A 23,032-nucleotide genomic window follows, 5' to 3' on the forward strand; every position below is an offset into this window, starting at 1 on the left:
GTCAAACCCAGCGCGCTCCATCTTCAGCCTGAGCGCGCTTTTATTTTGGGAGAACAACCATGCCTTCGTTCGACGTGGTATCGGAACTGGACAAGCACGAAGTGCAGAACGCCGTTGATAACGCTATCAAGGAACTTGATCGCCGTTACGACCTGAAGGGCAAGGGCACCTTCGAGTTCAAGGACAAGGAGCAGACCGTGATGCTCACCGCCGAGGAAGAGTTCCAGCTCGAAGCGATGCTGGAAATCCTGCGCCTGGCACTGGTCAAACGCAAGATCGACGTGAAGTGCCTGGAAACCAAGGATCCGTACGCTTCCGGCAAGGAGAAGAAACAGGAAGCCAAGTTCCGCGAGGGCATCGACAAGGACCTGGCGAAAAAGATCGTTGCCACCATCAAGGATGGCAAGCTCAAAGTGCAGGCCGCCATCCAGGGCGAGCAGGTACGCGTAACCGGCAAGAAGCGTGACGACCTGCAGGAAGCCATTGCCCTGCTGCGCACTAAGGAATTCGACATGCCGCTGCAGTTCAACAACTTCCGCGACTGATGCGGATGCGGCCCGGAACCCCGATGGCCAAATGATGTCCATGGGGGCCGGGGCTGCGTAAACACGCGCGGCCTGTTCTACCGTGTAGTTGCCGCTCGGCATCAGGAGATGAATATGGATTTGAACGCTGAGGTCGATCAGCTCGTCCGCCAATCACAAACCTGGATCCCCCTGATCATGGAATACGGCAGCCGTGTGCTGCTGGCGCTGCTGACCCTAGCGGTCGGCTGGTGGATCATCAACAAGGTCAGCGCCCGTCTCGGCAAGCTGGTTGGCCTGCGCAACGCTGACCTGGCGCTGCAGGGCTTTATCAGCACCCTGGCGAACATCGTGCTGAAGGTGCTGCTGATGGTCAGCGTGGCGTCGATGATCGGCATCGAGACCACCTCGTTCGTCGCCGCCATCGGTGCTGCTGGTTTGGCCATCGGTCTGGCCTTGCAAGGCAGCCTGGCGAACTTCGCCGGGGGTGTGCTGATTCTGATGTTCCGCCCGTTCCGCATCGGCGACTGGATTGAAGCCCAGGGCGTTGCCGGCACCGTCGACAGCATCCAGATCTTCCACACCGTGCTGCGCACCGGTGACAACAAGACTGTCATCATGCCCAACGGCAGCCTGTCCAACGGCATCATCACCAATACCAACCGTCAGCCGACGCGCAAAGTGGTGTTCGATGTCGGTGTGGATTACGAGGCCGACCTGCAGAAGGCCCGCAACGTGCTGCTGGAACTGGCAAAGGACCCGCGTGTGCTGGCGGACCCGGCACCGCAGGCGGTCGTGGCGACGCTGGGCGACAGCTCGATCACCGTATCGCTGCGCTTGTGGACCAAGACCTCCGATTACTGGGACGTGATGTTCATGCTCAACGAGCACGCGCGTGACCGGTTGAAGGCCGAAGGGATCGATATTCCGTTTCCGCAGCGGGTGATTCGTGTGGTGCAGGAGACTGCAGTGCAGTAACGCCGTGGTGAAGCCGGGGCCGCTTCGCGTCCCCGGCTTTTCCTGTCTTGATTACACTTGTTCACAGCACTATCCCGCCATTTCTGGCATATAGCCTGACCCCACCTGCCACACCCGATACGCCATCATGAAACCACTGCTTTACATCACCCCTCTGCGAGCCTTGCTGTTCGGCTTGACCCTGGCCCTGTTCGAGCTGCTGACCTATCTGGCCAGCGACGCGGTCATGCCGGCCATGCCGGTCGTGGTCGGCGACCTGAACGCCAGCCCCGAATACATCCCCCATGCCCTCAACCTGTACTTGCTGGGCGGTGTGGTACTGCAATGGTTGATTGGCCCTCTGGCCGACCGTTATGGCCGGCGTCCGCTGCTTCTGGCCGGCTGCGCGTTCTTCGGCGTGGCCTGCCTGGCCACCTTCTGGGTCCATGACATTGGCCTGTTCAACCTGCTGCGCCTGTTGCAGGGTATTGGCCTGGGCTTCGTGGTCACGGTCAGCTACCCGGCCCTGAACGAAGCCTTCAGTGAGGCCGACGCGGTGCGCATGATGGCCCTGCTGGCCAATATCGCCCTGCTGTCGCCACTGCTCGGGCCACTGGTGGGCACCTTGCTGCTGCAATGGCTGGACTGGCGCTGGCTGTTCGTGGCCTTCGCCATCGGCGCGGTGCTGGCCTGGCTGCTGTTGTACCGCCTGATGCCGGAAACCCTGGGCGTGGAACGGCGCGACGGTTCACGCCTGGCATTCACACCGATCCACCTGCTGCCTCTGCTGGCGGGCTACGGCCAACTGCTGGGCAACCGCCGCTTCGTTGCCGGTAGCGCCGCCCTAGGCCTGGTTGGCTTGCCGCTGATTGGCTGGATCGGCCTGTCGCCGGTGCTGCTGATTCACGATGAGGGGTTGAGCACCCTGGAATACGCCTTGTGGCAGCTGCCAGTGTTTGGCGGGCTGATTCTCGGCAACCTGATCATCAACCGTATCGCTGACCGCTACCCGCTGCCGGCCCTGGTGCGTGGCGCGCTGTGGCCGTATCTGGCCGGCTTGTGCCTGATGGTGCTGGCAACCTGGTACTGGCCGAGCGTGACCAGTGTGGTGGCGGGCATGTCGCTGTACGCCCTGGGGTTGGGTGTGGCCAACGCGGTGCTTTACCGCATGACGTTGTTCTCCAGCGAGCAGAGCAAGGGCCTGGTTTCGGCCATGCTGGGGATGATCACCATTGCCCTGCTGGGGCTGGGCGGGGCGCTGCTGGCGATGATTGGCGCCGGTGCCAGCTTGCTGCACTTTGCCTTGGCGGCGAGTGTGGCGGGGGCGTTGGCGTTGTGGCCGCTGTGGTTCGTGGTAGGCGGGCGGCCTGGGGAAGGGGCTGTCGCTCAGTAATTGCTATGGCCTGTGCCAGCCTCTTCGCAGCGCAAGGCTGCTCCTACAGGGCGCGCGATCGCTTGTAGGAGCAGCCTTGCGCTGCGAAGAGGCCGGCACAGGCGATACAAGACCTTCAGGGCCGCTCGGCCGCTGAATTCTCCTCTGCCACCGGGGTCCCCCGTCCAGCCTCCTGGCGCCACTGCAAGGCGATCAGAATCAGCGTAGGCACGCCCAGCAAAGCGGTAATCAGGAAGAAGTCGTGGTAACCGAACTTCTCCACCATCACCCCCGAATACCCGCCGATCAGCCGCGGCAACAGCAGCATGATCGAGCTCAGCAGCGCGTACTGGGTGGCCGAGAACTTCAGGTTGGTCAAGCTCGACAGGTAGGCGACAAAGGCCGAGGTAGCCATGCCCGAGCTGAAGTTGTCCAGCGAGATGGTCACCACCAGCATTTCCAGGTTCGGGCCCATGTCGGCCAGCATCAGGAACAGGATATTGGTACCGGCCGAGGCTACGCCGCCGATGAACAGGATCGGCATGATCCCGAAGCGCACGATCAGCAGGCCGCCGACCCCGGCGCCGACCAGGGTCATGATCAGGCCGAAGATCTTGCTGACGCTGGCGATCTGGTCCTTGGTGAAGCCCATGTCGATGTAGAACACGTTGGCCATTACGCCCATCACCGTATCCGACATGCGATAGGTGGCAATCAGGCCCAGCAGCAGCAGTGCCTGCCAGCGGTAGCGGGCGATGAAGTCGTTGACCGGTGTCAGCACCGGGGCCAGGCCACGGCGGCCGAGGCTCGACAGGCACGCCCAGGTCAGCAGCACGTAAAGGATCAGGCGCAGGAAAGCGCGATCTTCCAGCAGCAGGTCGAGCGGTGTGGCATCCCCGGAGATCACGCTGGACCAGCCAGTATTGAACATCTGGGTGAAGCTGGCCGGTACCGACACCAGCAGGATGATCAGCACGAACACCGAGGCCATCTGGTGCACCAGCCCGTAGCGCGCGGCTGACAGCTGGGTACGCAGGGGCACTGGCGGTTCGCGCATGACCAGGGTGGTGAACAGGGCGGGTAGCATCATGACCCCGAACATCACGTAGGTGCCGGCCCAGGCCTTGTGCAGGTAGCTGAAACCGGTGGAGCCAAACCACTCGGCAAAGAACAGCGCGCCGGCTGTGGCCAGCAGGGCAGCCACCCGGTAGCCAGCCATGTAGCTGGCAGCGAGTGCGGCCTGGCGCTGGTCGTCGGCGATTTCCAGGCGGTAGGCGTCCACAGCGATGTCCTGGGTCGCCGAGGCGAAGGCCACCAGCACAGCCATGGCGATCAGCCATGACAGGTGTTGTTGCGGGTCGCACAGGCTCATGCCGACCAAGCCGATCACCACCAGCGCCTGCGACAACAGCAGCCATGAGCGGCGACGCCCCAGGCCACCGAGTAGTGGCAGGCGCCATTGGTCGAGCAGCGGCGACCACACCCACTTGAAGGCGTAGGCCAGGCCGATCAGGCTGGCGTAACCAATGGTTTCACGGGCCACGCCGGCTTCGCGCAACCACACCGACAGGGTCGAGAACACCAGCATGTAGGGCAGGCCGGCGGCGAAACCGAGTAGCAAAAGTACCAAGGTTGACGGGCTGGCATAGGCAGCAAGCGCAGCGCGCCAGGTTTTACGGGGCATGGGCCAACATCTGCCTCAAGTTTGCGAAAACAAAGCGCGCACTCTAACCGCTGTGCTCCATTGGGCGCCAGCCATGGCGCGTCATATCCACACGATTGTTGGTTACATTCACGCCCTCCGCGCGCAGTCGCGCCCGTTGTTCATCCCCCGACGGGGTCCCCAGCGCCAGGCTCAGCCGACCGCCTGCGCCGAGCACACGGTGCCAGGGCAGGCGCGTGTCCGCAGGCAATTGCCCGAGGGTGCGGCCAACCCAACGCGCCGCACGGCCAAGCCCCGCCAGTTCGGCCAGTTGGCCATAGCTCACCACTTTGCCGGGCGGCACCTGCCCAAGCACTGAATATAGCGCCGTTCGTCGGCCCTCGGCGGAATCGAGGGCGTGCTCATATCCATCAGACATCACGCCCCCCTTGGGCTGCAGATGAAACCGGACCGGTGGTCAGGCAAATGAGAGTTGAACTCAACGGCATGTGCTCGGTCTGTCCTTGCTCTGGTCGCTGGTATCTGGATAATGCCCGGCTTTTTTCGTCAAATCGAACCCGTAGTCCGCTTATGAATACTAGATCCATGTTGTGCCTGCTAGCTGCTTCCCTGTGTGCCTCTCCGGTGTTTGCCGACACCGTGTGGATGAAGAACGGTGACCGGCTCAGCGGCAAGATCAAAGTCTTCGACGGCGGCAAGCTGCTGCTGGAAACCCCTTATGGCGGGTCCATCGCACTGGACTGGAAAGAGGTCCAGACCCTGGAAAGCGACCAGGAGATGCTGGTCAAGCAGGACGCCTACACCGGGGAAAAGGCCAAGTCGCTGAAGGCCGCCGAGCCTGGCAAGGTAACCCTGGCCAATGGCGAGGCGCCCAAGACTGTGGAGCTGGCCAGCATCGAGCAGATCATGAAGCCCAAGCCACTGGTCGAGGACTTCGTGTGGAAAGGCAACGTCGATGTGGCGCTGGACTACAAGCGCGCCGAGAACGACACCGACGATTACGACGTAGGTTTCAAGACCACCGCCCGCCATGGCCGTTGGCGGCACAACGCCGAAGGCGAATATAACCGCGAGACCAAGGACGACGTCACCACCACCGACAACTGGAGCGCCGAGTACGCGCTGGACCGCTTCATGACCGAGAAGTGGTTCTGGCAGGGGCGTGCGGAATACAAGCGCGACCGCATCGAAGACCTGGCCCGCCAGCGTACCATCGGTACCGGCCCGGGTTACCAGTTCTGGGACGACGAACTGGGCGCGTTCTCGCTGGGCTCGCTGATCAACCGCACTGACTTCGAGTACCAGGACGGCTCCAAGGACAACTTCTATTCCGCAGCGGTGAAGTGGGACTACACCCGTTACCTGATCGGCAAGAATGTGCAGTTGTTCACCAACGGCGAGTTCGCCAAGCCACTGGGTGGCGTGGCCGACTACTCGCTGGATGCCGAGGTCGGCTTGCGCTACAAGGTCACCGAATGGGCCTCGCTCAACCTCAAGGCGGAGAAGGACATCATCACCGGCACACGTGAGAGTGACCTGGACAAGACCCGCTATACCGCGGGCTTTGGCGTTACCTGGTAAGGGGCCTTGCGCAACCCTTTGTAGGAGCAGCCTTGTGCTGCGAAAGGGCGGCCCGGCAAACTGAATGCTGCGAGGCTGATGGCCTCTTCGCAGCACAAGGCTGCTCCTACGGGGGATTGGATGTGCATGCAGGTCAGTGGCAGACGAAGCTGATAATGCTTATCTTGTCCCTCATCCAGTCCGCCAGGAGCCGCCCTCAAGTGAGTATCAACGCCATCCGCCCCGCCCGGGAACTGCTGCTCAAGGAGTACCGCGGCGTGCTCTCGACCCATTCCAAGTCGATGCCCGGTTACCCCTTCGGCTCGGTCGTTCCGTACTGCCTGGACGCCCAGGGCAACCCGCTGATCCTCATCAGCCGCATCGCCCAGCACACCCACAACCTGCAGAAAGACCCGAAGTGCTCACTACTGGTGGGTGAGCGCGAGGCCGAGGATGTGCAGGCCGTGGGGCGCCTGACCGTGATGGCCGAGGCGCACAAGCTGGTCGACGAAGCCACCATCGAAGCGGCTGCCGAGCGCTACTACCGCTATTTCCCCGACGCGGCCAACTACCACAAGGCCCACGACTTCGATTTCTGGGTGTTGCAGCCGGTGCGCCACCGCTACATCGGCGGCTTCGGCGCAATCCACTGGCTCGACCAGGTCACCCTGGGCAACCCGTTTGCCGGCAAGGCCGAGGCGAGCATGGTCGAACACATGAACAGCGATCACGCCAACGCCATCGCCCATTACGTCGAGCTGACCGACCTGCCGCGGCACGCGCCGGCGCAGATGGTCGGGGTAGACAGCGAAGGCATGCACCTGCGCATCGGTCAGGCCGTGTACTGGTTGCCTTTCCCAGCTCCTTGCAACACGCCGACACAAGTCCGCGAAGCCTTGGTTTTACTGGCGCGCGCCGACCAATGGCCAACTGAGACGCAGGTCGAGGGTTGAAATCTGCAGCGCAGGCATCCATTTGAGGTCTTATTGGAAGGTCATCTTCCGTCGAGGAACCCTTGATGCGTGCTTTTCTACTGCTGTTTCTGATTTTTCCTGTGCTGGAGCTGTTCGTCTTCGTGAAGGTCAGCGCGGCAATCGGGTTTTTCCCGGCGTTGCTGCTGATCATCGCCGGCTCCGCCCTGGGTGTGCTGGTGATGCGGGTGGCCGGCCTGGCCACCGCACTGCGCGCCCGCGAAAGCCTGCAGCGTGGCGAATTGCCCGCCGAGGACATGTTCCAGGGCATGATGCTGGCCGTGGGTGGCGGCCTGCTGCTGCTGCCGGGCTTCATCAGCGATGTGCTGGGCGTGCTGTGCCTGCTGCCGTTCACTCGCCGCCTGGCGGCGCGCAAGATGCGTGAGCGTGCCGAGGCACAGGCCATGCGTCAGCGTGCGTTCCAGGATGATCCGTTCCAGGCGCAGCCGCGTGATGGCGGCCATCGCCCGAACGTGATCGAGGGCGAGTACGAGCGTCGCGACAAGTAAAATGCCCGGGGCCGCGCAAGCGGCCCCGGTCTTTTTCGGCCTGATGAAAAATTTTGTATATCAAGCCTTGTAATTGAATATGGCGGCCTCATGTATGTGGTCACCGCAAGGTTTCTGGTGGCAACGCCAGACATGACACAGGTGGTTCGCCCATTGCGGGCCACTTCCCGGCAACGCCGGACAGCATCAACCCGCCGGTGTCGATACCGGCCGATGAAAACCACAATTTGGGAGAGATCGACAATGAAGCTTCGTCCTCTGCATGACCGCGTCGTTATCCGTCGCAGCGAAGAAGAATCGAAAACCGCTGGCGGTATCGTCCTGCCGGGTTCGGCCGCTGAAAAACCAAACCGCGGCGAAGTTGTTGCCGTCGGCACCGGTCGCATCCTGGAAAACGGCGAAGTTCGCGCGCTGGCCGTGAAAGTGGGTGACAAAGTGGTTTTCGGCCCTTACTCGGGCAGCAACACCGTGAAAGTCGATGGCGAAGACCTGCTGGTCATGGCCGAAAACGAAATCCTCGCCGTTATCGAAGGCTGATTTCCCCTGACTTCCCGTTACTCCAAAGAATTCCAAGGATTAAACGATCATGGCTGCTAAAGACGTAAAATTCGGCGATTCCGCTCGTAAGAAAATGCTGGTTGGTGTCAACGTTCTGGCTGACGCGGTAAAAGCGACCCTGGGCCCGAAAGGCCGTAACGTGGTGCTGGCCAAGAGCTTCGGCGCGCCGACCATCACCAAGGACGGCGTTTCCGTCGCCAAAGAAATCGAGCTGAAAGACGCCTTCGAAAACATGGGCGCCCAGCTGGTCAAGGAAGTAGCTTCCAAGGCCAACGACGCTGCCGGTGACGGCACCACCACCGCTACCGTTCTGGCTCAGGCCATCGTCAACGAAGGCCTGAAAGCCGTCGCTGCCGGCATGAACCCGATGGACCTCAAGCGCGGTATCGACAAGGCCACCGCTGCCGTCGTCGCCGAGCTGAAGAACCTGTCCAAGCCATGCGCCGACTCCAAGGCCATCGCCCAGGTAGGTACCATCTCCGCCAACTCTGACGACTCCATCGGCAACATCATTGCCGAAGCCATGGAAAAAGTCGGTAAAGAAGGCGTGATCACCGTTGAAGAAGGCTCGGGCCTGGAAAACGAACTGTCCGTCGTAGAAGGCATGCAGTTCGACCGTGGCTACCTGTCGCCGTACTTCGTCAACAAGCCGGACACCATGGTTGCCGAGCTGGAAGGCCCGCTGCTGCTGCTGGTCGACAAGAAAATCTCCAACATCCGTGAGCTGCTGCCAGTTCTGGAAGCCGTTGCCAAGGCCGGCCGCCCACTGCTGATCGTTGCCGAAGACGTCGAAGGCGAAGCGCTGGCTACCCTGGTCGTCAACAACATGCGCGGCATCGTCAAGGTTGCTGCGGTCAAGGCCCCGGGCTTCGGCGACCGCCGCAAGGCCATGCTGCAGGACATCGCCGTCCTGACTGGCGGCCAGGTCATCTCCGAAGAAATCGGCCTGTCCCTGGAAACCGCTACCCTGGAGCACCTGGGTAACGCCAAGCGCGTGATCCTGTCCAAGGAAAACACCACCATCATCGACGGTGCTGGCGCTGACACCGAGATCGAAGCTCGCGTGAAGCAGATCCGTGCCCAGATCGAAGAAACTTCCTCGGACTACGACCGTGAGAAGCTGCAAGAGCGTCTGGCCAAGCTGGCTGGCGGTGTTGCCGTGATCAAGGTCGGTGCTGGCACCGAAGTTGAAATGAAAGAGAAGAAAGCCCGCGTTGAAGACGCCCTGCACGCTACCCGTGCAGCCGTTGAAGAAGGCGTGGTGCCTGGCGGTGGTGTTGCCCTGGTTCGCGCCCTGGCGGCCATTGCTGACCTGAAAGGCGACAACGAAGACCAGAACGTCGGTATCGCCCTGCTGCGTCGCGCTGTTGAAGCTCCGCTGCGCCAGATCACTGCCAACGTCGGCGACGAGCCAAGCGTGGTTGCTGACAAGGTCAAGCAAGGTTCGGGCAACTTCGGCTACAACGCTGCTACCGGCGAATACGGCGACATGATCGAGATGGGTATCCTGGACCCAGCCAAGGTCACCCGTTCGGCTCTGCAAGCTGCAGCTTCGATCGGCGGTCTGATGATCACCACCGAAGCCATGGTTGCCGACCTGCCGGAAGACAAGCCAGCTGCTGGCATGCCTGACATGGGCGGCATGGGTGGCATGGGCGGCATGATGTAAGCCAGCCCTGCACCATGAAAAAGCCCCGGTTCGCGAGAGCCGGGGCTTTTTGCTTGGCGTGGGTTATGTGGCGCCTGCGAGATCGAGCGCCGCCCGCGCGGCGCATCGCGAGCGAAGCTCGCTCCTACATTTGTTTCGGCCAGTATCGCCTGTGGCAGGCGCGCGCGACCGCCTGGTTTGTACGACGCGCTATCGCGCCATGCGCCAAGGCGTTCGCGCGCAACTCCCCCAGGCATAATTGGCCCGAAACAAACGTAGGAGCGAGCTTCGCTCGCGATGCGCCGCGCGGGCGGCGCTCGGTTTACGCACCACATCAAACTCAAGACAGGCCCCTGGCTCAGGCGACGCTACGCTCAACCACAGGCACCTCAGCCACCCCCCGCCGATACAGCACAAGGTAATACGACCCCAACCCGATCAACCAGCAGAACACCGCCGTCCACAGGTTGTGCGACAAGAAGTGCGCCCCCTGCATCATCCTGCCCACCGACAGCACCGACCCGGCCACCAAGGCCAGCACAAACGCCACTCGTGCCAACCGCGGCTTACGATCACGCAACATGAAGAACAGGCCGAACAGGCAGAACCCGGTCGCCGCATGCCCACCTGGCCAGCACAGCCCAGGTTTATCGGTAGCCGGCCGTGGCTCCAGCAGCTTGCTGTAGGTCTCGCTGCCGCCAAACTGGGTCAGGCTCCACGGGCACTGCACCTGGGTAACCTTTTTCAGCGGTGTGACAAACGCCGTGGACAAGCCCAGCGCCAACACCAGACAGCCCAGTTCGCGGCGCCAGCCGTACAGGCGCTTCACGAAGAAGCTAGCGGCAAAGGTCAGCAGCGACAGCACGCCCAGCAGGATCACCACTTGCTTGACCCGGTCATGCAGGATGTTTTCCAGCAGGTAACTGTGACGGCCAATGAACTGCCCGGCAGCGGGGTCGAAGAACAGGTTGGCGACGTCCATGTCGACTGAAGTCAACTCCAGCAGGATCAAGGCCAGCGCGGTCGCCAGGGGAACCCCCAGGTACAGCCAGAAGTTGATCGGGCGAGGGCGGGTGCGTTGCTGCATGACGGCTCCAGGGCGCGAAAAAGATCGGGCATTGTCGGCCGCCCGCTATCCTGTGTCCGTGAAGGATCAGTGAAAAAACCGTCAAGTGCGGTGAATTTTCCCAAGGGCTGGCACCGTGCAGGCATAGGCCTTAAGCTGCGCCTGCCGCGCACTACAGCGAGAAGCGCCGCACAGGAGAAACCGATGCGCATTCTTTTGGTTGAAGACAACCGCGATATCCTGGCCAACCTGGCCGATTACCTGGGCATGAAGGGCTACACCGTCGACTGTGCCCAGGATGGTCTTTCCGGCCTGCACCTGGCCGCCACCGAACACTACGACCTGATCGTGCTCGACATCATGCTGCCCGGCATCGATGGCTACACCCTGTGCAAGCGCCTGCGCGAGGACGCCCGCCGCGACACGCCGGTGATCATGCTCACTGCCCGTGACCAACTGGATGACCGCCTGCAAGGCTTCCGCTCCGGTGCCGACGACTACCTGCTCAAGCCGTTTGCTCTGTCGGAACTGGCGGCACGCATCGAGGCGGTGTTGCGCCGTGCCCAGGGCGGCGGGCGCCGTACCCTGCAGGTGGCGGACCTCAGCTACGACCTCGATACCCTCGAAGTTACTCGTCAGGGCCGCCTGCTCAAGCTCAACCCGGTCGGCCTCAAGTTGCTGGCGGTGTTGATGCAGAAAAGCCCGCACGTCCTGCGCCGCGAGGTGCTGGAAGAAGCCCTGTGGGGCGACGACTGCCCTGACAGCGACAGCCTGCGCAGCCATGTGCACCAGCTGCGCCAGGTGATCGACAAACCGTTTGAAAAACCCTTGCTGCATACCGTCCATGGCGTCGGCTATCGCCTCGCCGAGGGCCGCGATGGAGTTTAAGCAAAGCCTTGCCCAGCGCATCATCATCGCTTTTGCGCTGATGAGCGCGTTGGTGGCCGGGGCTTTCGCCTTCGGCATCGTCGCCACCGTGCACCTGGTGGAAGAGCGGTTGATTTCCTCGGTGCTGGGCGGCGACCTGCAGCGCCTACTGCGCATGGACAGTGTCGGTGACTGGAGCCACCGGCCGCGCCCCGACCAGCTGTTCTACTTCAGCGGCGGGCGTGACGACTTCGAGCTGCCCAAGGACCTGCGTCACCTCGACCGCGGCTTCCACGAGGTGTTTCGCGACCAACTGTCGTACCACGCCATGGTCGAGATCGTCGATGGCCGCCGCTATGTACTGCTGCAGGACCAGAGCGACTTCGAAGAGCGCGAGCGCGTGCTGTTCGCGGTGGTGGTGGTGGGCTTCGTGCTCAGCCTGGTGCTGGCGGTGATCCTCGGCTGGCTGGTGGCACGTCGGGTCATGGCGCCGGTCATCCGCCTGGCCCGCCAGGTGCGCCACCGCGACCAGCTGCTGGGCCTGGCGCCCCCACTGGCGCCGGACTATGCGGCGGACGAAGTCGGCCAGCTGGCAGTGGCTTTCGACGACACCCTGGGCCGCCTGCGCGACGCGCTGACCCGCGAACGGCTGTTCACCAGCGACGTCAGCCACGAGCTGCGCACGCCGTTGATGGTGCTGGCGACTTCCTGCGAGCTGCTGATGGAAAACCCCAACCTCGACACCCGTGCGCGCAGCCAGGTAGAGCGCGTGGCGCGGGCCACGGAGGAAATGCGCGAGCTGGTCAAAACCTTCCTGATGCTGGCCCGTGCGCAGCGCGACGAGGGCGCGGTGGCATCGCAAGCGACCCTGCGTGAAGTGGCCGACGAGCTTATCGGTGTATGGCGCGACACCATCGAGCAGAAGGGCCTCACGCTGTATTTCGATGGCCGTGTCAGCGCCAGCCCGGTGCTGTACAACGCCACCTTCCTGCAGTCGGTAATGGGCAACCTGCTGCGCAATGCGGCGCACTACACCGACGGCGGATACATCCGCCTGAGCCTGGAAGCCAACGGCTTCAGTGTCGAGGACAGCGGCGTGGGCATCCCCGAAGAGCAGCGCGAGGCGATGTTCAAACCGTTCGTGCGGGGTGATGAGCGGCGTGGCGAGGGCCTGGGCCTGGGCCTGTCGTTGGTGCAGCGAATCTGTGACGACCAGGGCTGGCATGTCACCCTGACATCCACCTTGCCGCATGGTTGCCGCTTTCGGGTGGACCTGAGCAACACAACGGGCCAGGGCGACCCACACAGGTTGGCCGAGTAATCTGTTGTAACAGGTCGAATGGCGCTCAACGTTTTTTTCACATTGGCATGACCTGATTCCAACGCTTGCATACCTAATGTGCTCGCAATGGAGTCAGGAGATAGCCAATGCGTAGCCCCATCAAGCTTGAATTTTCCGAGAAGTACGACAAAGACCATGCGCGAGAGTACTTTCTCAAGCACCAGGACGGCCTGGCGCGACGCCTTTCCCACAAGCGAGATGAGCAGCTGGCGCGTCGCGCCCTGGCACTGGCTGGCGAGCCTGGCCTGGTACTGGACCTGCCATGCGGTGCCGGCCGTTTCTGGCCGCTGCTGGCAGAAAAGCCCAACCGGGTGATCATCGGTGCCGACAACTCCGAAGCGATGATCGAGACAGCCTGTGCCGCGCAACCGCCAGAGGTGGTGGCACGGGTACGCCCTTTGCAGACTTCGGCATTTGCCATTGATCTGCCGGACAATTCCGTGGACAGCATTTTCTGTATGCGTCTGTTCCACCACATTGGCGAATCGGCGCACCGAAAGACCATTCTTTCGGAATTTCAGCGGGTTAGCCGTGATAGTGTGATCCTGTCCCTGTGGGTGGATGGCAATTTCAAGGCCTGGCGCCGGAAAAAGCTGGAGCAGCGCCGCAGCGCCAAGGCCGAACAGGACAATTACCAGAACCGTTTCGTGTTACCAGCCGAAACGGTCGAAGAAGAATTCAGGGCCGCCGGCTTCAGAATCCAGGAACGCCTCGACTTCCTGCCGTTCTATGCCATGTGGCGGGTCTACGTATTGCGTAAGGGGTAGTGTTTGATGGCTGTAGCCCAGAGAGGGGAGTCGCGGTTCGATTTTTACTGGCGCCAGCAAGGCGAGTGGGTCGAGGAGCCTAACCAGCGCCGTGGCGGCGAGAGTGGCGTGCAACGCCTCAACGATGCCAATGGCAAGCTGCTGTACGCCAAGCGCCAGGTCGGGCATATCTACCGTAGCCTGCTGCACCCTTTCGGCCGGCCGACCGTATTGCGTGAACTCGATGCGCTGAACAGCTTCGAGCAACTGGGTGTGCGTGTACCGCGCATCGTCTTTTGCGGTGCCGAGCGCGATGCCGACCACCAGTGGCGTGCGCTGCTGGTCAGCGAGGCGCTGGACGGCTTTGTCGAACTCGATACCTGGCATGCCGAAGGTGCCCGCGAGCGTTACCCGCAGGTGGTGCATGAGCGCATGCTCAAGGACCTGGCGGACAACCTGGCGCGCATGCACCTGGGCCACTGGCAGCACGGCTGCCTCTATGGCAAGCACGTGTTCATCAAGGTGATTGGCGAGGGTGAGCAGGCCCGCGTCGAGGTGGCCCTGCTGGACCTGGAAAAGTGCCGGCGGCGCATCAGCTGCCAGCGTGCGGCAGGTAACGACCTGCGCCAGCTGCGCCGCCATTCGTCGATCAATGACGCGGAATGGCAGACGCTGCTCTACTTTTACAAGATGGCGTTTGGCAGCGCTGTCAAAGGGTTAGAGTAATGAAACTAGAAATAGCTCGAGCTTTGTTCCTGGTAGCTGGCCTGGCGGTGACCACCGTGGCAGTGGCTGCCTGGGAAGAGCCGAGGCCGAATGTGTTCAGCAAGGCTGAGATGGCCGACCAGTGCCCATTGCCGCGGGAAGCGAAACCGCAGCAACAGGCACAGGTTGCGCCTGATCAGGACCTGTTGCTGTTCCTGTTTGGCCTGCGTCAGGGGTTGCGGCCATTCGGTTGAGCCCTGCGTTAGCTAGAAATGCCAGAGGCCTTGCAGTTGCGAGGCCTCTGGCATTTTTGTATCTGCAGTGCGGGCCTCTTCGCGGGCTTGTCCGCTCCCACAGGTACTGCGCCAGTCTCGGTAGCGGTGCTGTCTCTGTGGGGGCGGGCAAGCCCGCGAAGAGGCCGGATCAGGCTATTGCAGGCTCCTTGGCTTTCGCTTTGTGCGACAACAGGGTGTAGATACAAGGCAACACGAACAGGGTAAACAACGTGCCAATCGACATCCCGGTGGCAATCACCGTACCGATGTCAAAGCGGCTGACCGCCCCAGCTCCGGTCGCCAGAATCAGCGGCACCATGCCGAACACCATCGCCGCCGTGGTCATCAGCACCGGCCGCAGGCGAATTGCCGCCGCTTCCTCGATTGCCTCGCGCACGCTCAAACCGCGCTCTTCACGCAACTGATTGGCGAACTCGACAATGAGAATGCCGTGCTTGCTGATCAGGCCGATCAAGGTCACCAACCCGACCTGGGTGTAGATGTTCATGCTCGATATGCCGAGGAACAGCGGTAGCAGCGCGCCACAGATCGACAACGGCACCGTCACCAGAATCACCAGCGGGTCGCGGAAGCTTTCGAACTGCGCCGCCAGCACCAGAAAGATGATCGCCAGCGCCAGGCCAAAGGTTACCCACAACGCGCTACCTTCCTGTACATACTGGCGGGCCACGCCGGCATAGTCGAAGGCGAAGCCTTCCGGGGCTTCTTCGCGGGCGATGTCCTGCACGGTCTTCAGCGCTTCACCCAGGCTGACCATGGGCACGCCCTGGATGATCGCCGAGTTCAGTTGCTGGAACTGGTTGAGCTGGCGTGGGCGAGCGCGGTCGGTGAGGGTGATCAGGGTCGACAGCGGCAGCAATTGGCCTTGGTCGTTCTTGACGTAATAGTTGTTCAACCAGCCGGGGTTGTCGCGGTATAGCCGTTCAACCTGGGCAATTACCTTGTAGCTGCGGCCCTCAAGGGTGAAGCGGTTGATTTCCGCTTCACCCAGCAAGGTCGCCAGGGTGCCGCCGAGGGTGTCCATCGACACCCCCATCTGCGCCGCCTTGGCTCGGTCGATATCCACCACCACCTCGGGCTTGTCGAAGGCAAGGTCGACATCGAGGAAGGCGAACTTGCCCGATTCCTGGGCGCGCGCCTTGATGCGCTGGGTCACTTCCAGCAGTGCGGGGTAGTCGCCGGCGGTATTGATCACGAACTGGAACGGCAAGCCCTCGCCGGTGCCGGGCAGCGAGGGCAGGTTGAAGCCGAAGATCTGCAGGCCGCCGATTTCTTCGAGTTTGGCCTGCACCAGCGGCAGCAGCTCCATCTGCGTGCGCTCGCGCTCGTTCCAGGGCTTGAGCAGGAAACCACCAATGCCGGTCTGTACACCATTGAAGCCGTTGATCTGGAACGACGAGTAATACTCGGGGAAGGTCTTGAACAGCGGTGTGAACTGGTCGGTGTAGGCGTTGAGATAATCGAGGTTGGCCGGTTGCGGCGAGCTGCTCATCATGAAGATCACCCCCTGGTCCTCGTTGGGCGCCAGTTCGTTCTGGGTGAACTTGAGCAGCACCGGGATCAGGCACAGGATGATCACGGCAAACACCAGTACCACCGGCCGGCTGTCGAGGGTGGCGTGCAACAAGTGCTGGTAGCGCACCTTCAGGCGTTCGAACAGTTGGTCGAGGCGGTGGGCCAGGCCGCTGGGGTTCTGCTCCTGGCGCAGCAGCAGGGCGCACATCATCGGTGACAGGGTAAGCGCAACGATACCGGAAATGATCACCGCCCCGGCCAGGGTCAGGGCGAACTCCTTGAACAGCGCGCCGGTGAGGCCGGTGAGGAAGCCGATGGGGGCATACACGGCAGCCAGGGTGATGGTCATCGACACCACCGGCATGGCGATTTCACGGGCCCCCTCAAGGGCCGCGTCGAACGGCGACTTGCCTTCCTCCATGTGCCGATGGATGTTTTCCACCACGACAATGGCATCGTCCACCACCAGGCCGATGGCCAGGACCATGGCCAGCAAGGTCAGCAGGTTGAGCGAGTAGCCCATCATCTGCATGAAGAACAGTACACCAATCATCGACAACGGTATGGTCACCACCGGGATCAGCACCGAGCGCAGGGCGCCGAGGAACAGGAACACCACCACGATGACGATCAGCACCGCTTCGCCGAGGGTCTTGATCACTTCGTCGATGGAGGCCTGGATGAACAGCGTGGCGTCGTAGGCAATCGACACTTTCAGCGCCGAGGGCAGTTGGCTTTCCAGCTCGGGCATGATGCGCCGCACTTCCTTGATCACGTCCAGCGGGTTGGCGGCCGGCGTGGCTTTGATGCCGATGTACACCGACGGGGTGCCGTCGAATGAGCTAACCGTGTCGTAGTTTTCCGCGCCCATCTCGACCCGCGCCACATCGCCGAGCAGCACGCGGCTGTCACCGCTGGTCTTGACCGGCAGCGCGGCGAACGCCTCGGCCGACTTCAGTTCGGTACTGGCGTTGATACTGGTGACCACGTATTCGCCCTTCACCTCGCCAGCGGCGGAGAGGAAGTTGTAGCGGCGCACGGCATTGGTCACGTCGGTGGCCGACAGGCCGAAACCGGCCAGTTTCACCGGGTCCAGCCACAGCCGCATGGCGAACACCTGGTTACCGAGGATTTCCGCCTCGGCCATGCCCGGCAACGTGGCCAGCTTGGGCTGGATCACCCGCGACAGGTAGTCGGTGATTTGCGGGTTGCTCATTTCCTTGCTGTAGAAGCTCACGTACATCAGCGCCGAGGCATCGGCGGCTTCTTTGCTCAGTACCGGGTCCTCGGCGTCCTGGGGTAGCTTGTTGCGCACTTCATTGGCCTTGGCCAGCAGTTCGGTGAACAGCCGGTCGCTGTCGGCACCAATGCGTGCGTAGATGGAAATGATCGAGAAGTTTTGCCGGCTCACCGAGGTCATGTAGTCGATGCCTTCGGCGCTGGCCAGGCTTTGCTGCAGCGGCTGGGTGATGTAGCCCTGGATGGTTTCGGCGTTGGCCCCAGGGTAGGCGGTGGTTACCGTGATCAGGGCGTTTTCCATTTGCGGGTACTGGCGGATTTGCAGCTTGTTCCAGGCCTGGAAGCCCAGCAGCAGGATCAGCAGGCTGACCACGCTGGCCAGCACCGGGCGGCGGATGAACGGGTCGGTGAACGCCATGCCAGCCTCCTGTCAGTCCTTGGCCGCTGCGCCCGGTTCGGGCTTGAGGGCGTTGTCCTGGCCGATGCGTATCGCGGCACCGGGGGTGAGTTTCAGCTGCCCGGCGGTGACCACTTGTTCCCCGGCTTGCAGGCCTTTGCTGACCACCACCACGCCGTCTCGGCGCTCACCGGTCTGCACGGTACGTTGTTCGGCGACCAGCTGGGGTTGGCCGTGGTCGTCGTCTTCCGGCTTGCCTTCCTGGTCTTTTTTCGGCGAGGCGACATACACCGAGTTGCCGTACAGGGTGTAGGTAATGGCGCTTTCCGGCACCACCACTTTCGGTTGTGGGTTGGGCAGCAGGATCAACAGGCTGGCGAACATGCCCGGCAGCAGTTTGCCGTCAGGGTTGGCCATGGTCGCGCGTACCAACAGGTTGCGCGTGGCTTCCTCGACCTTGGGGTTGATGGCGCTGAGGCTGGCGGGGAAGGTCTGGCCCGGGTAGGCGGCCACTTGCACCAGCACCTGTTGGCCCAGGCTCAGGCGTGGCAGGGCCTGTTCCGGTACGTTGAAGTCGACGTACAGGCTGGACGTGTCCTGCAGGGTAGCGATCACCGTGCCGGCGGCCAGGTATTGGCCAATGTCCACCTGGCGGATGCCGATGGTGCCGCTGAACGGTGCGTTGATGCTTTTCTTGATCTTCTGCGCCTTGAGCTGCTCGACCACGGCCTGGTTGCGGCGGTACTGCGTGGTGAGGCGGTCGAACTCGCCACGGGAGATGGCCGAGTCGCCGACCAACTGGCTGCCACGGCCGAAATCGACCTTGGCCAGGCCCAGGTCGGCCTGGGCGGTGCCGAGCAGGGCGGTTTCCTGGTCGTCGTTGAGTTGCAACAGCAGTTGGCCGGCCTTGACCTGCTGACCTGAGTCGAAGTGCAGGGATTTGACGATGCCTTCCACTTCCAGGCTCAGATCAACACCCTGCAGTGCCTTGAGGCTGCCGACGGCGGGCAGGCGCTCTTGCCACTGGCGCTGTTCGGCCACTGCCGCGGCTACGGTGATCGGCGGCTTGGGGGCAGTGAACATCTGGATCTGCTGGTAGATCGAAAACGCCTTGTAGCCCCCCAGGGCCAGCACGATCAGCAGAACCACAGCCAACATGATGAGCATGCGGCGGCGCAGCATAGGTCCGGTTCCTTGGATGTGGTTGTTATTCGTTTGGACACGAAAACGGGCGATCCTGCCCACGTGGCTGGGAGAATTATTGACTGTTTTTTGCTGTAAGGGGAGTGCAGTGCCTGTGCTGGCCTGTTCGCGGGCTTGCCCGCTCCCACAGGGACCGCGCAGTCAGTGGGTTGCGTGGTCCCTGTGGGAGCGGGCGAGCCCGCGAAGAGGCCGGTGGAGGCAGCAGAAAAATCAGACGAGATGCAGGTGGTTGTCCCAGAAACCGGACGGCAGATTCATCGGTTGCCCGATCAGTTCGGCCTTGCGGCAATCGTAGAACCGGCAGCGGCCCTGGCCAGAGGTGACGACAAACCCATCCTTCACCGCACCCACCCCCGCGCAATCGGGCATTGGGGCATCCAGCCGCACCGCGCCGCTATCCAGGTCCCAGACGAACAGGCGGTTGGCCCGCGGCGCAGTCAGCGCTACCAGCCGCAGCTCGCTGTGGATGGCGACGCTGGCGGTGTACTGGGCCATGGCCTGTAGCTGCCGCTCCGGCACCGGGAAGGCCTTGAACGGCTCGCCTGGGCGCTTGATCGCCAGCAATTCGGCCGTTTCATCGGCATCGCCCATGAACTGCTGGCAGGCGGCGATGGTGCCATCGCTGCCCACCGCCAGGTGGCGCACGCTGTTCATCTGCTGGGCCAGGGTTTCCTTGCTCAACAGGGTGCCGTCGCGCTGCATCAGCACCAGGCTCGGCTGCATGGCATCGAGGTTCATCTCCACCCGGCTTTCGGCTTCGGTGCGAATGCCGCCATTGGCCACGACCAGCGTTTCGCCGTCGGGCAGCCAGGCGACCTCGTGCGGGCCGATGCCATGGGTCGGGATCTCGCCAGTGTGCACCAGGCGCTCACCGTCGAAGCGGTACACGCCAAGCACACCGCGCCCTGGGTCGGTGGTGTCGTTCTCGGTGGCATACAGCCATTCACCGCCCTTGTGCACCACGGCATGGCCGTAGAAGTGCCGGTTTGGCTGCGAGACCACGGTTTGCAGCAGGCGCCCGTCGCGCAGGTCGACCAGGTAGCTTTCGGTACCGGGGCGGCGGGCGACGAACAGGGCGATTGGCTGCTCGGGGTGGTGGATGATGGCATGGCAACGCTGGGCGACCTGGGTACTGAATACCTGGGTGCCGTCCAGGCGGAAACCGACGGCATAGTGCTTGCCTTCGCCGTCGTCACGCGCCGAGAGCAGCAAGGGTTCGCTGCCTTTGTTGCGGAACAGGCTCCAGCCGCCCAGGGTGAGGGCGCTGAGCAATACGCTACCGATTTTGAGTGCCTGGCGTCGCAGCATGATCAGTCACCGTCGTTGGCATTGAAGCCCAGCTGGATGTTCAACGCCTTGGCCAGGTCGCCTTCGTGCAAGCGGTGGACGGCATTGAGGCTGTCGTAGATCTGGTTGAGGGTTTGCTGACCAGCGTCGTCGGCCAGCAGCTCACCGAGGGTTTTCTGGTTGTCGGCGAGCAATTTGAGCGAAGTAGCGTAGGCGGCGTCGATCTTGTCCGCCAGCGCTTTCTGATCGCTGGGCAGCAAGCCGCGCAGGCCCTGGTTGTCGACCCCGACCCAGACGGTTTCGGCAGCCTTGAGGGTGGCTTCCAGGCTCTTCAGCGAGGAGTGGCTGCGCCAGGCTTCGGCCTGCAGCGGCTGCGGGATACCCTTGCTCTGGCGACCCATCGGCGCACCCAGCTTCTTCTTCAGGGTGTCCAGGGCGGTGACCTGGGAACGCAGCAGGTCGGCGATGGCCTCGTGGGAGTCGGCGTAGCGCTGGTTGGGGAACTTGGTCATCTGCGACAGCATGCCGTCGGTGCTGTTCCAGCTCTTGAGGATCTCCTCGGCCAAGACCTTCTGGTGTTCACCGATGGCCACCAGCAGCGGGCAGTAGCGGGCTTTCTGTTCGGCGGTGGCGATGTCCGGCTTGCTGTCGAACAGGATGTACTCGTAGGCCGACAGGCCACGGACCACCACGCTGGCCTTGCCCAGGGAAGCAGCATCGACCGGCTTGTCAGCGTTGATCAACTGCTCGACCTGGCGGCCGACCAGGTTTTTCTTGTCGGGCCAGAACTGAACCTGCCAGGCGCGGTTGCCTTCGGCCAATGGGCCGACCAGCAGCGGTTGCAGCTCTGCCCAGGCTTTTTGCGCGTTGAGGAAGTCGGCGCGGGCCTTGTCCAGGGACTCTTTGCCTTCGCAGTAGGCCAGGGCGCTGGCTGCCAGCGTGCGGTCGGCTTCGACCCAGCGGCTGTAGGTAGGCAGGATCACCTGCTTGGCGATGGCGGCGGAGGTCACAGCTTGCGGGTCCTGCGGCGAGCAGGCTCCGAGGGCGAGTGCGGCGAGGCTGGTGAACAACAGTTTGGGTCGGAACATGCCCGGCTCCTTTGCGCGTTTAAAGTGAGTTCAGGAACGCCAGCAGCGCAGCGCGCTGCTCGGCATTGAATGTGAGCACGAAGTTGCGTGCCGCCTCGGCTTCGCCACCGTGCCAGAGCACGGCTTCGAGCAGGTTGCGGGCGCGGCCGTCATGCAGGAACTGGCTGTGGCCACTGACCGTTTCGCTCAGGCCGATGCCCCACAGGGGCGGGGTTCGCCAGTCCTGGCCGTTGGCGGCGAATTCGGTGCGCTCGTCGGCCAGGCCAGGGCCCATGTCATGCAGCAGCAGGTCGCTGTAGGGGCGAATGACCTGGTTGGCCAACTCTGCTTCGCTGGCATCGGCGGCGGTGGTGAACTGCGGTGTGTGGCAACCCTGGCAGCCGGCCTGGTAGAACAGGTTCTTGCCTGCCAGTACTTGGGGCGAGCCCACGTTGCGGCGGGCCGGCACAGCCAGGTTGCGGGTGTAGAAGGTGACCAGGCGCAAGATGTTGTCGCTGACTTCTTTCTCGCCATCGGCACCGTCGCCGTTTGGCGCAGCCAGGCAGTCGGTTTGTGCCGGGGTGCAATCGTCGTTGGGCTGCAGGGTGCTGGTCAGGCCCATGTCGCCGGCAAAGGCGTGCACGTTCTGCTGGTTGACGTTGGGCTGCCCGGCTTTCCAGCCGAAGCGGCCGATCACGGTCTTGCCCTGGGCGTCGTCCCACACGCGGTTGGCCCGCCCGCGAATGCCGTCGCGGTTGCGGTCGTCCGGGTCTTCGTTGGCCAGCAGGTCGGCTTCGGGGATGGCTTCAAGCAGGCCCAGGCCGATCATCGGCGGTGCCACTCGCGCCGAAAAGCGCGTGTCGGGGTGCATGACGCCGTAGCCGAGCTGGGTGATCTGCAGAGCCGGTTTGCGCAGCTCGACCTGGTGCCCGTCCTTGAACGTTACCGTTTCGCTGGTGTAGCTCACCCGTACTTTGCCTTCCGGCGCCACGCCGGGGATGGCCATGTCCTGCAACTGGGTGCCATACACCGGCTCCGGCACCACGCCGAGGCGCTCGATCACTTTGGCCAGGTAAGGCTGGTCGGGGATCGACAGGCGCACCAGCATGCCCACCGCGTTGCTGTTGCCCGGCTCTGGCGGGTGACCACGGCCATCGCGCACATGGCAGTTCTGGCAGGCGTTGGTATTGAACAGCGGGCCCAGGCCGTCGCGGGCGGTTGTGGTGGACGGGGCGATCACCCAGGGGTTGCGAAAGAAGCTGTTGCCTACGGCGAAGTCCACGCGCCGCTCGGGCGAGAGGTTGGCCGAAGGCAGGGAATAGGCGTTGCGGTCAGTGCGCTGCACGGTTGCCTTGCCGGCGGACAACGCTTCGCCAGGCTCGGCCTGGGTGAAACGCGGGGCGTCGTCACAGGCGGCGAGGGCAAAGGCCAGCAGCAGGGGGGATAGTCGGAACAGCGACAAGGACATGCAAAATCCTGGGCGTGGACGAAAAACCGGCGTGCAAGCTTAGCAGGCCAGCGGCTCTTGAATAAGAGCAAT

General features: G+C 62.8%; 21 protein-coding genes. 13 read left to right on the plus strand and 8 right to left on the minus strand.

All coding sequences use genetic code 11. From position 1 onward, the window contains the following. Positions 1 to 59: 59 nt before the first annotated feature. The 3 genes from ACNFBR_RS11760 (at position 60) to ACNFBR_RS11770 (ending at position 2,874) form a co-directional block, all read left to right on the plus strand. Positions 60 to 545: a YajQ family cyclic di-GMP-binding protein gene (locus tag ACNFBR_RS11760; protein ID WP_003251890.1), complete on the plus strand. Its 486-nt coding sequence runs from the start codon at positions 60 to 62 to the stop codon at positions 543 to 545. A 114-nt stretch (positions 546 to 659) separates the two neighbouring features. Further along, positions 660 to 1,502 (plus strand): mechanosensitive ion channel family protein, encoded by an 843-nt coding sequence (locus ACNFBR_RS11765; protein WP_416735062.1) that lies wholly within the window; start codon positions 660 to 662, stop codon positions 1,500 to 1,502. A 127-nt stretch (positions 1,503 to 1,629) separates the two neighbouring features. Next, the gene (locus tag ACNFBR_RS11770; protein ID WP_416735063.1) at positions 1,630 to 2,874 is read left to right on the plus strand and encodes an MFS transporter; all 1,245 of its coding nucleotides are present in this window, start codon (positions 1,630 to 1,632) and stop codon (positions 2,872 to 2,874) included. 115 nt (positions 2,875 to 2,989) lie between these two features. Here ACNFBR_RS11770 and ACNFBR_RS11775 read toward each other — a convergent pair whose 3' ends face one another. Beyond that, positions 2,990 to 4,537 carry an AmpG family muropeptide MFS transporter gene (locus tag ACNFBR_RS11775; RefSeq protein WP_416735064.1) on the minus strand — a complete coding sequence of 516 codons (1,548 nt, stop codon included), beginning with the start codon at positions 4,535 to 4,537 and terminating at the stop codon, positions 2,990 to 2,992. A 43-nt stretch (positions 4,538 to 4,580) separates the two neighbouring features. Then, positions 4,581 to 4,934 (minus strand): MGMT family protein, encoded by a 354-nt coding sequence (locus ACNFBR_RS11780; RefSeq protein WP_289514484.1) that lies wholly within the window; start codon positions 4,932 to 4,934, stop codon positions 4,581 to 4,583. 152 nt (positions 4,935 to 5,086) lie between these two features. Here ACNFBR_RS11780 and ACNFBR_RS11785 point away from each other — a divergent pair, with 152 nt between their 5' ends. The 5 genes from ACNFBR_RS11785 to groL all read left to right on the plus strand — a co-directional run bounded on the left by ACNFBR_RS11785 (position 5,087) and on the right by groL (position 9,783). After that, positions 5,087 to 6,097 (plus strand): DUF481 domain-containing protein, encoded by a 1,011-nt coding sequence (locus tag ACNFBR_RS11785; RefSeq protein ID WP_416735065.1) that lies wholly within the window; start codon positions 5,087 to 5,089, stop codon positions 6,095 to 6,097. A 200-nt stretch (positions 6,098 to 6,297) separates the two neighbouring features. Then, positions 6,298 to 7,029: a HugZ family protein gene (locus ACNFBR_RS11790; RefSeq protein ID WP_416735066.1), complete on the plus strand. Its 732-nt coding sequence runs from the start codon at positions 6,298 to 6,300 to the stop codon at positions 7,027 to 7,029. 65 nt (positions 7,030 to 7,094) lie between these two features. Then, a complete protein-coding gene (locus ACNFBR_RS11795) occupies positions 7,095 to 7,556 on the plus strand; it encodes an FxsA family protein (protein WP_003251903.1) in 462 nt (153 codons plus the stop codon). A gap of 243 nt (positions 7,557 to 7,799) precedes the next feature. Beyond that, the gene (locus ACNFBR_RS11800) at positions 7,800 to 8,093 is read left to right on the plus strand and encodes a co-chaperone GroES (RefSeq protein ID WP_012274036.1); all 294 of its coding nucleotides are present in this window, start codon (positions 7,800 to 7,802) and stop codon (positions 8,091 to 8,093) included. Between the two features lie 49 nt (positions 8,094 to 8,142). Next, on the plus strand, positions 8,143 to 9,783 hold the full coding sequence (groL, locus tag ACNFBR_RS11805; RefSeq protein WP_416735067.1) for a chaperonin GroEL: 1,641 nt from the start codon (positions 8,143 to 8,145) through the stop codon (positions 9,781 to 9,783). 337 nt (positions 9,784 to 10,120) lie between these two features. Here the strand turns inward: groL and ACNFBR_RS11810 are convergent, their stop codons facing one another. Next, positions 10,121 to 10,849 (minus strand): phosphatase PAP2 family protein, encoded by a 729-nt coding sequence (locus tag ACNFBR_RS11810; RefSeq protein WP_416735068.1) that lies wholly within the window; start codon positions 10,847 to 10,849, stop codon positions 10,121 to 10,123. Between the two features lie 183 nt (positions 10,850 to 11,032). On the opposite strand from ACNFBR_RS11810, the gene colR reads away from it, so the two are divergent. The 5 genes from colR to ACNFBR_RS11835 all read left to right on the plus strand — a co-directional run bounded on the left by colR (position 11,033) and on the right by ACNFBR_RS11835 (position 14,742). Further along, positions 11,033 to 11,716, plus strand: a complete 684-nt coding sequence (colR, locus tag ACNFBR_RS11815; protein ID WP_003255215.1) for a two-component system response regulator ColR — start codon at positions 11,033 to 11,035, stop codon at positions 11,714 to 11,716. Then, positions 11,706 to 13,016 carry a sensor histidine kinase gene (locus ACNFBR_RS11820; RefSeq protein WP_416735069.1) on the plus strand — a complete coding sequence of 437 codons (1,311 nt, stop codon included), beginning with the start codon at positions 11,706 to 11,708 and terminating at the stop codon, positions 13,014 to 13,016. Before colR ends, ACNFBR_RS11820 begins: the two co-directional genes overlap by 11 nt. Before the next feature lie 107 nt (positions 13,017 to 13,123). Then, a complete protein-coding gene (locus tag ACNFBR_RS11825) occupies positions 13,124 to 13,804 on the plus strand; it encodes a class I SAM-dependent methyltransferase (protein ID WP_019098319.1) in 681 nt (226 codons plus the stop codon). Positions 13,805 to 13,810: 6 nt separating this feature from the next. Further along, complete coding sequence (locus ACNFBR_RS11830; protein ID WP_012274031.1) at positions 13,811 to 14,509, plus strand: lipopolysaccharide kinase InaA family protein; 699 nt, start codon at positions 13,811 to 13,813, stop codon at positions 14,507 to 14,509. Next, positions 14,509 to 14,742 carry a hypothetical protein gene (locus ACNFBR_RS11835; RefSeq protein WP_416735070.1) on the plus strand — a complete coding sequence of 78 codons (234 nt, stop codon included), beginning with the start codon at positions 14,509 to 14,511 and terminating at the stop codon, positions 14,740 to 14,742. Before ACNFBR_RS11830 ends, ACNFBR_RS11835 begins: the two co-directional genes overlap by 1 nt. Before the next feature lie 169 nt (positions 14,743 to 14,911). On the opposite strand, the gene ACNFBR_RS11840 is transcribed toward ACNFBR_RS11835, so the two are convergent. The 5 genes from ACNFBR_RS11840 to ACNFBR_RS11860 all read right to left on the minus strand — a co-directional run bounded on the left by ACNFBR_RS11840 (position 14,912) and on the right by ACNFBR_RS11860 (position 22,960). Then, the gene (locus ACNFBR_RS11840; RefSeq protein ID WP_416735071.1) at positions 14,912 to 17,956 is read right to left on the minus strand and encodes a multidrug efflux RND transporter permease subunit; all 3,045 of its coding nucleotides are present in this window, start codon (positions 17,954 to 17,956) and stop codon (positions 14,912 to 14,914) included. A gap of 12 nt (positions 17,957 to 17,968) precedes the next feature. Continuing rightward, the gene (locus tag ACNFBR_RS11845; RefSeq protein WP_416735072.1) at positions 17,969 to 19,117 is read right to left on the minus strand and encodes an efflux RND transporter periplasmic adaptor subunit; all 1,149 of its coding nucleotides are present in this window, start codon (positions 19,115 to 19,117) and stop codon (positions 17,969 to 17,971) included. Positions 19,118 to 19,348: 231 nt separating this feature from the next. Further along, positions 19,349 to 20,446 carry a DUF1513 domain-containing protein gene (locus ACNFBR_RS11850; protein WP_416735073.1) on the minus strand — a complete coding sequence of 366 codons (1,098 nt, stop codon included), beginning with the start codon at positions 20,444 to 20,446 and terminating at the stop codon, positions 19,349 to 19,351. A 2-nt stretch (positions 20,447 to 20,448) separates the two neighbouring features. After that, a complete protein-coding gene (locus ACNFBR_RS11855) occupies positions 20,449 to 21,513 on the minus strand; it encodes an imelysin family protein (RefSeq protein ID WP_416735074.1) in 1,065 nt (354 codons plus the stop codon). A 19-nt stretch (positions 21,514 to 21,532) separates the two neighbouring features. Further along, complete coding sequence (locus ACNFBR_RS11860) at positions 21,533 to 22,960, minus strand: di-heme oxidoredictase family protein (protein WP_416735075.1); 1,428 nt, start codon at positions 22,958 to 22,960, stop codon at positions 21,533 to 21,535. Positions 22,961 to 23,032: the final 72 nt, after the last annotated feature.

The sequence above is a fragment of the Pseudomonas sp. NY11955 genome (assembly GCF_048068035.1).
In the GTDB taxonomy this organism is placed as follows: Bacteria; Pseudomonadota; Gammaproteobacteria; order Pseudomonadales; family Pseudomonadaceae; genus Aquipseudomonas.

Bases quoted from the DNA above. Each gene is read 5' to 3' on its own strand.
- ACNFBR_RS11760 (WP_003251890.1), top strand. From the start codon at position 60: ATGCCTTCGTTCGACGTGGTATCGGAACTGGACAAGCACGAAGTGCAG.
- ACNFBR_RS11765 (WP_416735062.1), top strand. From the start codon at position 660: ATGGATTTGAACGCTGAGGTCGATCAGCTCGTCCGCCAATCACAAACC.
- ACNFBR_RS11770 (WP_416735063.1), top strand. From the start codon at position 1,630: ATGAAACCACTGCTTTACATCACCCCTCTGCGAGCCTTGCTGTTCGGC.
- ACNFBR_RS11775 (WP_416735064.1), bottom strand. From the start codon at position 4,537: ATGCCCCGTAAAACCTGGCGCGCTGCGCTTGCTGCCTATGCCAGCCCG.
- ACNFBR_RS11780 (WP_289514484.1), bottom strand. From the start codon at position 4,934: ATGTCTGATGGATATGAGCACGCCCTCGATTCCGCCGAGGGCCGACGA.
- ACNFBR_RS11785 (WP_416735065.1), top strand. From the start codon at position 5,087: ATGAATACTAGATCCATGTTGTGCCTGCTAGCTGCTTCCCTGTGTGCC.
- ACNFBR_RS11795 (WP_003251903.1), top strand. From the start codon at position 7,095: ATGCGTGCTTTTCTACTGCTGTTTCTGATTTTTCCTGTGCTGGAGCTG.
- ACNFBR_RS11800 (WP_012274036.1), top strand. From the start codon at position 7,800: ATGAAGCTTCGTCCTCTGCATGACCGCGTCGTTATCCGTCGCAGCGAA.
- groL (WP_416735067.1), top strand. From the start codon at position 8,143: ATGGCTGCTAAAGACGTAAAATTCGGCGATTCCGCTCGTAAGAAAATG.
- ACNFBR_RS11810 (WP_416735068.1), bottom strand. From the start codon at position 10,849: ATGCAGCAACGCACCCGCCCTCGCCCGATCAACTTCTGGCTGTACCTG.
- colR (WP_003255215.1), top strand. From the start codon at position 11,033: ATGCGCATTCTTTTGGTTGAAGACAACCGCGATATCCTGGCCAACCTG.
- ACNFBR_RS11820 (WP_416735069.1), top strand. From the start codon at position 11,706: ATGGAGTTTAAGCAAAGCCTTGCCCAGCGCATCATCATCGCTTTTGCG.
- ACNFBR_RS11825 (WP_019098319.1), top strand. From the start codon at position 13,124: ATGCGTAGCCCCATCAAGCTTGAATTTTCCGAGAAGTACGACAAAGAC.
- ACNFBR_RS11830 (WP_012274031.1), top strand. From the start codon at position 13,811: ATGGCTGTAGCCCAGAGAGGGGAGTCGCGGTTCGATTTTTACTGGCGC.
- ACNFBR_RS11835 (WP_416735070.1), top strand. From the start codon at position 14,509: ATGAAACTAGAAATAGCTCGAGCTTTGTTCCTGGTAGCTGGCCTGGCG.
- ACNFBR_RS11840 (WP_416735071.1), bottom strand. From the start codon at position 17,956: ATGGCGTTCACCGACCCGTTCATCCGCCGCCCGGTGCTGGCCAGCGTG.
- ACNFBR_RS11845 (WP_416735072.1), bottom strand. From the start codon at position 19,117: ATGCTGCGCCGCCGCATGCTCATCATGTTGGCTGTGGTTCTGCTGATC.
- ACNFBR_RS11850 (WP_416735073.1), bottom strand. From the start codon at position 20,446: ATGCTGCGACGCCAGGCACTCAAAATCGGTAGCGTATTGCTCAGCGCC.
- ACNFBR_RS11855 (WP_416735074.1), bottom strand. From the start codon at position 21,513: ATGTTCCGACCCAAACTGTTGTTCACCAGCCTCGCCGCACTCGCCCTC.
- ACNFBR_RS11860 (WP_416735075.1), bottom strand. From the start codon at position 22,960: ATGTCCTTGTCGCTGTTCCGACTATCCCCCCTGCTGCTGGCCTTTGCC.